9 protein-coding genes are annotated in these 12,762 nt (G+C 66.1%); 1 reads left to right on the forward strand and 8 read right to left on the reverse strand.

Features of this window, described 5'->3' with window-relative positions:
- Nucleotides 1–2: 2 nt before the first annotated feature.
- From cysG to APS40_RS24070, 5 genes are all read right to left on the reverse strand, one after another.
- Nucleotides 3–1,394, reverse strand: coding sequence for a siroheme synthase CysG (gene cysG / locus APS40_RS24050; RefSeq protein ID WP_055049445.1), 1,392 nt, complete (start codon nucleotides 1,392–1,394; stop codon nucleotides 3–5).
- 184 nt (nucleotides 1,395–1,578) lie between these two features.
- A complete protein-coding gene (locus APS40_RS24055; RefSeq protein ID WP_335338168.1) occupies nucleotides 1,579–1,869 on the reverse strand; it encodes a type II toxin-antitoxin system VapC family toxin in 291 nt (96 codons plus the stop codon).
- Nucleotides 1,870–1,945: 76 nt separating this feature from the next.
- A complete protein-coding gene (locus APS40_RS24060) occupies nucleotides 1,946–2,206 on the reverse strand; it encodes a type II toxin-antitoxin system Phd/YefM family antitoxin (protein WP_055049446.1) in 261 nt (86 codons plus the stop codon).
- Between the two features lie 65 nt (nucleotides 2,207–2,271).
- Nucleotides 2,272–2,592 (reverse strand): 2Fe-2S iron-sulfur cluster-binding protein, encoded by a 321-nt coding sequence (locus APS40_RS24065; protein ID WP_055049447.1) that lies wholly within the window; start codon nucleotides 2,590–2,592, stop codon nucleotides 2,272–2,274.
- An 89-nt stretch (nucleotides 2,593–2,681) separates the two neighbouring features.
- The gene (locus APS40_RS24070; RefSeq protein ID WP_082434641.1) at nucleotides 2,682–3,074 is read right to left on the reverse strand and encodes an Hpt domain-containing protein; all 393 of its coding nucleotides are present in this window, start codon (nucleotides 3,072–3,074) and stop codon (nucleotides 2,682–2,684) included.
- 338 nt (nucleotides 3,075–3,412) lie between these two features.
- Between APS40_RS24070 and APS40_RS24075 the strand changes: the two genes are divergently transcribed.
- Nucleotides 3,413–8,686, forward strand: a complete 5,274-nt coding sequence (locus APS40_RS24075; RefSeq protein ID WP_055049449.1) for a hypothetical protein — start codon at nucleotides 3,413–3,415, stop codon at nucleotides 8,684–8,686.
- A 287-nt stretch (nucleotides 8,687–8,973) separates the two neighbouring features.
- Here APS40_RS24075 and APS40_RS24080 read toward each other — a convergent pair whose 3' ends face one another.
- From APS40_RS24080 to APS40_RS24090, 3 genes are all read right to left on the reverse strand, one after another.
- A complete protein-coding gene (locus tag APS40_RS24080) occupies nucleotides 8,974–10,173 on the reverse strand; it encodes an MFS transporter (protein ID WP_055049450.1) in 1,200 nt (399 codons plus the stop codon).
- 8 nt (nucleotides 10,174–10,181) lie between these two features.
- Nucleotides 10,182–11,399 carry an MFS transporter gene (locus APS40_RS24085; protein ID WP_055049451.1) on the reverse strand — a complete coding sequence of 406 codons (1,218 nt, stop codon included), beginning with the start codon at nucleotides 11,397–11,399 and terminating at the stop codon, nucleotides 10,182–10,184.
- 103 nt (nucleotides 11,400–11,502) lie between these two features.
- Nucleotides 11,503–12,528 carry a glycosyltransferase family 4 protein gene (locus tag APS40_RS24090; protein WP_055049452.1) on the reverse strand — a complete coding sequence of 342 codons (1,026 nt, stop codon included), beginning with the start codon at nucleotides 12,526–12,528 and terminating at the stop codon, nucleotides 11,503–11,505.
- Nucleotides 12,529–12,762: the final 234 nt, after the last annotated feature.

Below are 12,762 nucleotides of genomic sequence, written 5' to 3' on the forward strand. Positions count from 1 at the left end.
ACTTACGCCACCTTGAATGCGGAGCTGGCGAGTTCGATCGCCTCGCTCCAGTCGCCATGAGCGATTGCCTCGCCCACGAAAATGATTGCCGGCCCGTCTTCGAGCTCGATGGTCCCCGAGGCCAGCGTGCCCAGCGTGCCGCGATAGAGCACCCGGTCCTTGCGCCCTGCCCTGACCACCACGCCGACCGGGATGCTCGCCGCCGCGCCTTCGGCGATCAGCCGCTCGGCGGTCGGCCCGGCTACGGATTTGCCCATGTAGAGTGCCAGCGTCAGCCCGGTCGAGGCGAGCGCCGCCCAGTGCTTCAGCTCCTCGGACTCGGCGCCATGCGCCGTGGCCAGCACGAAGCCGGTCGAGATCTTGCGCAGCGTTACCGGCGTCGCCGTATCGGCTGCGGCCGCCAACGCCGCGGTGACGCCGGGGACGATATGATAGGCAATGCCCGCGGCCTTCAGCGCATCGATCTCTTCTCCGGCGCGGCCGAACACCATCGGGTCGCCGCCCTTGAGCCGCGCCACGCGCCTGCCGGCCTTGCCCAAGCGCACGATCAGCGCATTGATCTCGGCCTGGGTGAAGGAGTGATGGCCCTTCTGCTTGCCCACGAGGATGCGCTCGGCATCGCGCCGGCCCATCTCGACCGCCGCCGCGGGCACCAGGTGATCGTGGACGATCACATCGGCCTCCTGCAGCAGGCGCTGGGCCCTGAGGGTCAGCAGATCCTCGGAGCCGGGACCGGCGCCGATCAGCCAGACCACGCCGGGGCTGTCGCCCTCGGCGCCATGCTGAGCCAGCAGCGCCTCGGCCTTGGCCGCGCCCTGCCCGCGCAGCAGCGCCACCTCGACTTCCGGCGAGGTGACCAGTTCCTCGTAGTAGCGGCGCGCGCGCGCGCCGGGCAACAGCGCCGCCACCTTGTCGCGCATCGAGCCGGCGAGCTGGGCCAGCGCCCCGAGGTTCGGCGACAAGGCCGCTTCGATCCGCGCCCGGATCAGCCGCGCCAGCACGGGCGCATCGCCTTCGGTGGCGACGGCGATGCTCACCGGCGCCCGGTCGATGATCGAAGGCGTGTAGAAATCGCACTCGTCGGGAACGTCCACCACGTTTAGCGGTATGCGTCGGGCCCGCGCCGCGCGCTTGGCGGCCTCGCCGTCCGGACCGTGGTCGGCAACGAAAACCAGTGCCGCATCAACGAGATCGTCGTCCTCGAACGGGCGCTCCACCAGTGTGACCGGCACTTCGGAGAAATCGGCTTCGATGTTCTGGGAGACAATGACGACCAAAGCAGTCGTCTTAGTAACCAACCGGGCTTTGTTGAGGGCTTCTTCTCCACCGCCGATAATGACGATGCGCTGACCCTGGACTTTGTAGCTGACGGGGAATGTGTTGAGTTCACCCATTCACGGCCTTTCCGGAGCCGGATACATACTGACTTCGAGACTTCCGGACAAGCTATTGAAATTCAATAGCTTTAATGTTTCCTCTGGCCGGTATGGATTAGAATTGCGTTGAGGCCGAACGATGTCAGCCGCGAAAAGAATCCATGCCTGCGTCCCATGGTGGAACGATGACACTGCTACGGGCTCAAAGCGCGCTGCGGATATCGGTCTGACTGAAGTCGTCGCCGACGAAAAGCAAGGGGCAATCACGATCCTTGGCGAGAGCGTAGGCGAAGCAGTCGCCATAGTTGAGTTTGGCACGGTGCCGGCCCTTTCCGAACTCGGGGAAAGCCTCACCGACCTGGTATGCGAACTCCGCGGTCACAGGAACGATGTCGAAATCGAGCCGCCCAAGAAGGTGGCGCATCTGAGGGGAGAGCTCTCGGGCCTCGGCAACAATTAGCGCCTCTGCAACAGTCGCAGTGGAGATAAGCAACGGGGCTCCATGCTTGATCGCGTCCTTGCTGGCTCGTCTAGTATGATGGCCACCAGCGCGGATGTATCGACTGCAATCACCAAGGCAACCCGTACTCGTCGTACAGGTGATCCGAGCTATGCGCAGCGTCTGGTCCGGGAAGGCCCTTGCCTTTGGCGTCCTGAACGATCTCGTCAATGATGCGTCCACGTTCTTCGGGAGTCAGCGACGCTCGCTTGACCGGTCCTAGCTGCGCCACCGCACGTCCGTGCCTGGTCAAAACGATCTCCTCGCCCGCTTCCGCGCGGTCGAGCAGTTCTTCCAGCTTGTCGTGAGCTTCCTTGACGGAGATGTCCATCCTAGACCTCAAAGGCATCCGAGCCTCTAATATAGGCGCCGGAAACCGTCCGGTCAAAGTCGGCCTTACCCCTGTCGCTCCGGCACGTGGACGACCAGCCCGTCCAGGGCGTCCTTGACCTTGATCTGGCAGCTCAGGCGGCTGGTGGGTTTCACCGCATAGGCAAAATCCAGCATGTCCTCTTCCATCATCGAGGGACCGCCCACGGTCTCGGTCCAGGCCTCGTCGACATAGACGTGGCAGGTCGCGCAGGTACAGGCGCCGCCGCATTCGGCGACGATCCCGGGAACGCCGTTCATGATGGCGGTTTCCATCACGGTCGAACCGACTTCGCCCTCGGTCTCGTGCCGCGTGCCGTCGGATTCGATATAGGTGATGTGGGGCATGTAACTTCGCTCGGGGGTGCTGAGCCGCATATAGCGGTGCCGCCTCCGCCTCGCAAGCGCGCCAAACGGCGCACTCTCATGCGCTCTGCTCAGGACTCTTCGGCGCTGATCAGTTTGGCGATGAACGCCTGACACTCGGCCACGGCTGCAGCGATCTGCTGAATATGCTCCGGATTGACCGGTGCACCGGTGCGCAGCGCATCTTCCGCACGCTTGGCGAGGTCGCGGACAGTCCAGGCGCCAATGCCGGCAGCTGCGCTCTTGAGCGTATGCAGATGCTCGAGCAGCAACGGGATCGACGTGCTCGCCTCGATGCGCCCGAGATAGACGCCCGACATCTGCGCATACAGCCGGAGCACTTCGTCCCTGAGGCCTGGATCGCCGAGCGACTGCTGGTCGAGGTGATCCATGTCGATGGGAGTACGGGAAACGTCCTGGCGGGCGGACCCCGCTCCGGCATCGACTGCTATATTCCTAACCATCCCCGCAACCCTTCCTACCGCCCGAACCTGGGCTATGGCAGGACGCTAGCGGGACCGGATGAAGGGCAGCCAAAACCAATGGGTACAATCTTATCTATGCCCTTAACCGGCCGCATTCGGACCGGAAATTAACCTTCCATTAAGAATGCGTTCGGTTTGCCTCAAATTGTATGTATGTTTGAGGTCCACCTAGCGTGCGGCGGCGTGGGGCATCGGGCAGACTGCGGGGCATTTGAATCGCATTTTACCCAATTTGGACGACTAACCGGAACCCCGGCGGTGGTCCAATGCAGGCTCTGATCGACCGCCACGTGCCGATGCGAGAGTTGTAAAGAGTTATGGCCAAAAAGACCGCAACACCCCAGAACGATCCTGCAACTCTGGCATTCTCGGCAGTCGAGGACGCGCTCAAGGACTCGGTTTTCGCCAACCTTGACCAACCTGCTGCAGCGGAAGAGCCGCCGGCAGAGAAGGCCGCGCCGAAGCTGCCGCCGCGCGACAACTCGGCGCGCTCCGAACGTCAGCGCACCGCCGACAAGTTCGCGGCGCAGACCGGTTCGGTCGCCAACGACGACCGCTTCCCCTCTTCCAAGATTCTCTACGGCCTGCAGTCGAAATCGTCCGGCACGCCGACCATGGTGGCCGGGCTGGTGGCGCTCGGCTGGGTGGTGGCGATTGCGCTGGTGGCGATGATCCGCAACGGCGCCGACATGGGCACCGCTTCCTTCTGGGGCTCGAACGACTTCATCGGCCTCCTCGCGCTCGCCATCGTGCCGGTGATCGGTATTTTCGCCATCGCCACGCTGATCCGGCGCGCGCAGGATCTGCGCAATGCCGCGGCCGCCGTGACGCAGGCGGCGATCCGCCTTGCCGAGCCGGAAACCACGGCCTCCGAGAAGGTGGCCTCGGTCGGCCAGGCGGTGCGTCGCGAGGTGAACGCGCTGGGCGACGGCCTCGAGCGCGCCCTGTCGCGCGCCGGCGAGCTCGAAGTGATGATCCACAACGAGGTCACTGCGCTCGAGCGCACCTATTCGGATAATGAATCCCGCATGCGCGCTCTGATCCAGGAACTGGCGAGCCAGCGCGAAGCGGTGATCACCAATACCGAGCGCGTTCGCGAAGCGATCACCGAGAGCCACACCGGCCTGGTGTTCGACCTCGACATGATCTCGCAGCGCATCGCCGGCACCATCGTCGAATCGGGCGGCAACCTGACCAAGGCGCTGGAGACCGCGGGCAACTCGCTGAACGGCGCCTTCGGCGAGCGCACCGAGAGCTTCGTGTCGCTGATCGACCAGCGGACCAGCCACCTGCTGGTCGCCCTCGACGATTCCGCCTCGCGCCTCAACATCACGCTCGAGGACCGCGCCGGTACCATCTCGGGCGCGTTCGAGAACCGCACGCAGGAGTTGAGCGCGGTGATCGACGGGCGCATGCAGTCGCTGACCGAGGCGCTCGACAGCCGCGCCGTGACCCTCTCCGACGCCATCGACAACCGCACCTCCTCGCTCGCCAAGCTTCTGAGCCAAGGCGGCATCACCCTGCTCGACCAGTTGCGCGATCGCGGCCATGAAGTGTCGAGCGCCCTCGACATGATCGGCACCCGCATCGCTTCGGACATCACCGGCCGCGCCCGCGAGGCGGAGCAACTGCTGAGCGGCCTCAGCCACCAGCTCGACGAGCAGGTGCAGATCCAGGTCAACTCGATGGAATCGCGCCTGCAGTCGGCGATGATCGAGCTGAGCGGCGCCCTCGACGACACCACCGAGCGCGCCCGCGTCACTCTCACCGGCGCCGGCTCGCAGAACCTCGCCCAGTTCGATGCCCGCCTCGACGAGATCGCGGTGGTGATCGACAACCGGCTCGCCAGCCTCGACGGCGTCATCGGCGACAAGGGCGACAAGCTGATCGCCGCGCTCGACAAGAACAATGCCAGCTTCGCGGCCCGCGCCAACGTGCTGGAGATGGCGCTCGACGAGAAGTCCGAGCACTTCAACGAGATCGTGTCGCAGCGTACCCGTGAGATGACCGAGACGCTCGGCCAGCGCACCAAGCAGATCACCGAGGCGATCGCCAACCGCTCTCAGGAGATCTCGGATTCGCTCGAAGGCCATACCCAGATCATCGCCGACGCGCTCGACAGCCGCACCCAGCTGCTGAACGACACGCTGGGCAGCCGTCATGGCGAGCTGAGCGCCGCGCTCGACGAGCACGTCAAGGCCTTCGACGTGACCATTGCCGGCCATGCCCGCGCCATGGACACCAACATCATCACCCACGCCCAGGCGATCGACCTGGCGCTCGGTTCGCGCGTCGAGCAGTTCGACAACGTGCTGACCGGCCGCGCCAAGGAGCTCGACCAGGCCGTGGCGAGCCGCACCCAGGCGCTCGACCAGGCGGTGGCGACCCGCACTCAGGCCATCGACATCGCCCTGCAGCAGCACGCCCAGCAGATCGGCGACAGCCTCGATCAGCGCACCGCGACGCTCGACGCGACCCTGCTGCAGCATGCCCAGCAGCTCGGTGACAGCCTCGACCAGCGCACCCAGGCCCTCGACACCGCTCTGGTGCGGCACGCCGGACAGATCGGCGACAGCCTCGATCGTCGCAGCCAGGCGATCGACAGCACGCTGCAGCAGCATGCCCAGCAGATTGGCGACAGCCTCGACCAGCGCACCCAGGCGTTGGCATCGGCGGTTGCGACCCGCTCGGCCGAGCTCGCCGAAGCGCTCAACACCAGGACCCAGCAGCTGGCCGAAACCCTCGGCAGCCACACCGTCGGCATTGCCGCGGCGATCGGCGAACGCACCAGCGAGCTGGCCCGCACCATCGACGCCCAGGGCACGACGGCCCGCGACCGGATCGATGCAAGCCTGCGCAACGTCACCGAGGTGATGTCCGAGCGCGCCGGTGCCGTCTCGACGCTGATCGAAACCAAGGTCGCCGAAGTGAGCGAGGGCCTCGGTCGCGGCATCGACAGCGCCATCCTGCGCATGGCCGATGCCGAAGCGGGCGTGAACGCCCGCATCGAGAATGCGGCCGGCACCGTCGGCGAAAGCGCCCGCAAGGCCGCCGACATCATCGAGACCGGCGTCAACTCGGCACGCAAGGCGATCACCGACATGGTCGATCAACGCCTGGGCACCCTGCCCGAGGCGATCACCGCCCGCGCCGATATCACCGCCGAGCGCCTCGCTTCGCTCAATACCGCAATCAACACGGCGCTGGTGCAGTCGATGACCGACCTCGAGGCCGGCGCAGACCGCATCGAGGAGACCATCTCCCGCCGCATCGTCTCGGCCACGCAGGGCATCGCCGACGATGTCACCTCGACCGCCGACCGCATGGACGTGGCCGTGGGTCGTGCCCTCGCCCAGATCCAGCAGGCCTCGAGCAACATCGACGAGCTGATCTCGATCAAGGCGGTGGCCGCAGCCGACGCCATCGGCGGCAAGGTCGCCGAGATCAACCGCGTGGTGTCCGAGAAGACCGATGCCTTCTCGGCGCTGGTTTCCGACAGCTCGGCGCAGTTGGAAATGAGCCTGCAGAACCACGGGAACGTCTTGGCGCAGGCGCTGATCACCAACGCCTCGCAGGCCGAAGACCTGATGAACCAGTCGACCTCGCGCATCCTGACCGATGTGACCACGGCGCTGGGCAAGCTCAACGACTCCAACATGCTGCTGCAGAAGGTGCTCGACGCCTCGACCGCCAACCTCGCCAACCTCGAGAACTCGGTCGCCCAGCAGACCGCCACCTACTCGACCACGGTGCGCGAAGCGATCGGCTCGACAGAAGAGGCAGGACGCCTGGTCACCGAACATGTCGGCGCGCTGCAGGCCTCGATCGCCTCGATGGTCAACGAGTTCGGCTCGATGCTGGGCAACCTCGACGCCGAGGCCAAGAGCCTCGACAGCGCGGCGCAGAACCTCTCGGCTTCGGGCACCATGACCCTCGCCAACCTCGACGAGCGCCGCTCGGCGATGGACGCGCTGGCGCAGGCCTTCACCGCCCGCGCCGACGAGATCGATGGCCGTATGCGTGGCTTCGCCCACTCGATCACCGAAACCGTCGAAGAGACCGAGCAGCGCCTGGTTGCCGCCCGCGAGTCGATGGAGCAGCTGCTGGCATCGACCACGTCCGGCGTCGCCGAAACGCTGGAAGCGACCTCCGGCACCATCAACGCCGCGCTCGCCGACACCACCGGCCAGCTGCACAGCGTGCTGACCAGCACCGCCGAGACGGTGCAGGCGGCTCTTGGCGAGACCACCGGGCAGCTCGAATCGGTGCTCACCAGCACGGCCGAAAAGGTGCAGAACGCCTTGGGCGAGACCACCAGCCAGCTCGAATCGGTGATGGGCAGCACGGCCGAGAAGGTGCAGACCGCCCTGGGCGAGACCACCGGTCAGCTCGAGTCGGTGCTGAACAGCACCGCCGAGCGGGTGCAGACCGCCCTGGGCGAGACCACCGGCCAGTTGGAGCAGGCCCTCACAGGCACCACCGACAAAGTGCAGAACGCCCTCGCGAGCGCCACTGCGGAGATGCAGACGGTGCTCGGCAAGAGCACCAACCTGCTGGAAGAGGCGCTGGAAGGCACCTCGCACCGCGTGGCGACGCAGCTGGGCTCGTTCACCGACACCGCGGCCAATGAAAGCCAGCGTGCCGCCGACGCCCTGCGCCAGACCCAGGCGACGATGATCCTCGAGATGCAGCAGGCCCTCGAGGCAGCGACGCAGCGCTTCAACGAGACCGCCTCGGCCATGCGTGCCACAGCCAAGGAAGTGGGTTCGGAACTCGAGAACACCCGCTCCGAGCTGGCGCGCGGCGTGATGGAGCTGCCGGAAGAGACCAAGTCGAGTGCTGCCGCAATGCGTCGCGTCGTTGCGGAGCAGATCGAGGCCCTGGCCGAGCTCAACGCCATCGTGCGCGCCCAGCCGGCGACCCACGATCTCAACGAACGCCGCCCGTCGGCCCCGACCCGGCAGAGCATCGTGCGTGACGAAGCCCCCTCGCGGCCCGAGCCCATCCGTCCTGCCGAGCCGCCCAGGGCCGAGCCGGTTCGTCCGCAGCCGCGCCTGACGGCAACGACCGAGGTCGTGGCGCCCACGGTCACCGCACCGCGCCCGCAGCCCGTTGCCGAGGCCAAGCCCGCGGCCAAGACCGAGGAAGGTGGCGGCTGGCTGCGCGACGTGTTGCGCAACGCCTCGGGTCCGAGCACCGCAGCTCCGGCTGCGGCCGCCGCGCCGGCAGCGCCCGGTGCGTCCGCAGCCCCGGCGCAGAATCTCTCGACCCTGACCGAGGAAATCGCCAAGTCGATGGAGCCCTCGGCCCTGGCCGACGCCTGGCAGCGTTACCAGGCCGGCGAGCAGAACGTCTTCTCGCGCCGCATCTACACGCTGGGCGGCCAGGCGACCTATGACGAAGTGCGCAAGCGCATCCAGCGCGACAGCGACTTCGCCAAGACCGCCGCGACCTACATGGCCGAGTTCGAGCAATTGCTGAAGCGCGCCGCCACCGGAGCCAATCCGGCCGGCGAGACCCGCGAGTATCTGCTCAGCGACCGTGGCCGCGTCTACACCATGCTGGCCCATGCCAGCGGCCGTCTCGGCTGACGGCAGCCACACCGGCTTTGAAAAAGGCCCGCGGGAAACCGCGGGCCTTTTGCTTTGGGGCTGAGAAGCAGGAACGCCACGTCCGTGCACTTGGCGCCCCTCACCCTAACCCTCTCCCCAGAGGGGCGAGGGGACGCGGTTTGCACGGACGGCGCCACAACGCCCCCTCGCCCCTCCTAGCGGACGCGAGAGCGTCCGCTAGGAGGGGAGAGGGACGGGGTGAGGGGCGCCAAGCGCGCTGGAGTCGCTGGCTCGGCAATGACTCAGCTAACCGCAAGCGACATGGCTTACCCCAGCCGGGCTGCCGCGGGCCGCTTCGGACCCTGCATTGCGATCGACAGCCAGATCAGCAGCGCCCCACCCAGCGCAAAGGCGGCGGCGACCAGGTAGGCTTTCGCCCCCATGAGCCCGATCAGCCAGCCGAAGCCGATCAGCGCGATGACGCTCATCACCTGCTGCAGCATCTGGAAGAAGCCTTGCGCTTCTGCGGCGATTTCGTCGCTGGTCCAGTTGGCGATGAAATTGACGCATCCCATGAAGCCCAGCGCGAAGGTGAAGGCGTGCAGCAGTTGCAGCGGAATCAGAAACTCAAGACCCGGCTGGAACGCCATGCAGATCCAGCGGAAAACCGCCGTGGCGGCCGACAGCAGGATCAGGCTGCGGGCCGAAAAGCGCCGCGCGATGCGCCCGAACAGGAACATGATCGCCGCCTCCGCGAAGGCGGCCAACGCCAGCAGCGGTGCGATCAGGTCGGCGGAAAGCCCCTGCTCCATCCACAGCAGCGCCTGGAATGCGTTGAGGACGATATGGGTGGCATAGACCATCGAGAAGCCGACCAGCGGCAAGAGGAAGAACGGCTTCATCACTTCGCCCAGGCGAGCCGCTCCCGATGGCGGCGCCTGCACTTCGCCCCCACCCGCACGGAAGCGCGGCAGGCCGAACGCCACGAGGCCGCGCAGGATCGACAACCCGACGAACAGCGGCAGGAATATGCCGCCGCCGAACTGGCTGATGACCCAGCCGACGCCGAACAGCGTGACCATGTAGCCGACCGTTCCCCAGGCTCGGATCGGCCCATACTGGGTCCCTCGCCGCCGGGTCATCCGCATCGTCGCCGCGTCGGCGACCGGGCCGATCAGGCTGATCGGCAGCAGGGCGAGGGTCCAGAAGATCAGGATGCCCCAGAAATCGTGAACGTAGAACAATCCGATCGGGATCAGTGCCGAAAGCAGGCAGCCGAGCACGATCACCTGCCGCCAGTCCGATGCGCGGTCGGCGATCTTGCCGACGAGGATGTTGAACACTAGCGTCACCAGCACCGGTACGGCGTTGATGATGCCGATCTGCTCGGAACTCAGCCCCTGGTCGGCGAACCAGATGCCGCCGTAGACGTTGAACGCAGCCCCAGCCATATAGATGGAAAAGTAGAATGCCGTGGCGCGCAGCTCAGGCGTGATGAACGGCTCGGTGGCCGATTTGGCAGGCATTTCAAACCTCAGGGAGCCGGATCGGCTGGGGTCAGCTGATCCGACGTGATCGGGTGCGCGGAAGGGGGCTGCAACTTCAGCGAGAGCACCACGCAAAACGCTCCGAGCACGGCATAGGCCGCGACGAACAACCACGCCATTGGACCAAAGGCGGCCACGAACCAGCCCATCGCAAGAATGGCCACCACCGACATCGCCTGCTGCAGCACGTAGGAAAGACCTTGCGCTTCGGCGGCGATATCGTCGCTGGTCCAGTTGGCAATGAAATAGATCCCGCCCAGATAGCCCATGGCGAAGGTGATGGAGTGCAGGAGCTGCAGCCCGAACAGCACCCAGACTGGCGGCGAGAACGCCATGGCGGTCCAACGTACCGCCGCAACGAGGCAGGCCAAGATGATGATGTGACGCGCCGAGACCTTCAGTTTCAGCCGGGTCCACACGAACATCATCAGCGCCTCGGCCGCGGCCATGGTGGCGGTGAGCGGACCGATGAGCCCGGGTGAAATCCCCTGTTCCGTCCACAATAGCGCAGCAAAGGCGCTCATGGCGCTATGCGTCGAATAGAGGATGCCGAGCCCGACCAGCCCCATGACGAACCAGGGCTTGAGCACCTCGCGCAGATGCCGGGCGCCCTGCTTTGCGGCGGCGCGATCCTCGCCGGAGCGGAACTGCGGCAGCTGGAAGGCCAGCACGGCCCGCAGCAGCGCGAAGGCAACGAACACCGGTACGAAGGCCGCATCGCCGAGCCAGGCGATCAGCGGTCCGCTCAGCAGCGTCGCAGCCATGAAGCCAACCGTCCCCCAGGCCCGCACGGCGCTGAAATCGGTACCTCGTCGCTGCGTCATCCTCAGCGTCGCCGCATCGACCACTGGCACCAGTGCAAAGGCCGGCATCACCGACAGGATCCAGATTCCCAGAATGCCCCAGAAGCCGGAGACGAAAAACAGTCCGATCGGGACCAGTCCGGCGATCAGCGACAGCACGATGATCACGCCGCGCCAATCCGGCATGCGGTCGGCGATCCGACCGACCAGCTGGTTGACCAGCAGCATGGCGACGAGCGGCGCGGCATTGATGATGCCGATCTGCTCGGCGCTGATGCCGTGGTTGGCCAACCAGATGCCCAGATAGACCGAGGCGACCCCGGTGCTGCCGAAGACGGTGAAATGAAAGATCGCGGCACGCAGCTCTGGCGAGAGGCGCGCGGCGACAGTGGTCGACGACATCCGGATGTGCTCCCGGCGGGAGAATCCGCCGCACCGCAGGACAGTGCCGAGCAGCCGCGCAAAGATCAACGGACTCTGCTTCAATGTGCGTTATCCGGCCCCGCTATGCCACCCTGGCCGCTGCCTCGCGTACCGGCACCAGCGCCTCGAGGAAGATGTCGGCGCAACGGGCCCAGGTGAAGCCGAGCGCCTGGGCGCGCGCTGCCTCGCGGCTGAGCGTCAGGGCGCGGATCACGGCGAAGCCGAGGTCCTCGTCGAGGGCGCCGCAGGTTGGATCGGTGAGAATGTCGCGCGGGCCGGTGACAGGATAGGCGGCGACCGGCAGGCCCGAGGCCAGGGCCTCGATCATGACATTGCCGAAAGTATCGGTGCGGCTCGGGAAGACAAAGACGTCGGCCGAACGGTAGAGCCGCGACAGCTCGTCTCCGGTCCTGAGGCCAAGGAAGACCGCCTCCGGGTAGCGCGCCGCGAGATCGGCGCGCGCTGGGCCGTCGCCGACGATGATCTTGGTCCCTGGGACATCGAGCTTGAGGAACGCCTCGACGTTCTTCTCCACCGCGACGCGCCCGACATAGAGCAGGTGCGGCCCCGCAAGATCGAGGAACTCGCTTTTCGGCCCCGGTGAGAAACGTGAATGATCGACGCCACGCGTCCATAGACGCGTGTGCCCGAACTGGCGGGCGGCAAGCTCTTCCTGCATTGAGGCGGTCGGCACCAGGGTCGCCGCGGCCGGCCCATGGAACCAGCGCAGGAACCCATAGGTCCACTCGGTCGGTATCGGCATCCGCGCCGCCACATACTCGGGAAAGCGTGTGTGGTAGCTGGTCGTGAAGGCCAACCGTTGCTCGAGGCAGACGAAGCGCGCCAGCAGCCCGAGCGGCCCTTCGGTGGCGATGTGAATATGCTCGGGAGCTTCCCGGGCAATCACCTGCCCGATGGTCATCGGAGTGACCAGTGACAGCCGGATCTCCGGATAGGTCGGCATCGGGAAAGTCCAGAAGCCTTCCGACGTGAGGTAGCTTACCTCGTGGCCGCGCCCCATCAGCTCGCGACCGACCGCCTCGAGACAGCGGACAACCCCATTGGTCTGCGGCAACCAGGCATCGGTGACGATCAGTACCTTGCGCATCGGCCCCACCCATCGGCAAGCGATGCGTGGGGTTTACGGGAGTCGGGTGACACGGCTGCGAATGCGGTGTGACGACGGGATGACGGGCGAGCGCAAGCTGTCACAGACGGCCCCCTCCCATCCTCCCCCATAAAGGGGGAGGTGCCCTGCCGGTGCGTGTGGCACGATCGAAGACAGAACCTCGACTCTTCACCTCCCCCTTTATGGGGGAGGCCGGGAGGGGGCCGTCTCTAT

Source organism: Devosia sp. A16, assembly GCF_001402915.1.
In the GTDB taxonomy this organism is placed as follows: Bacteria; Pseudomonadota; Alphaproteobacteria; order Rhizobiales; family Devosiaceae; genus Devosia_A.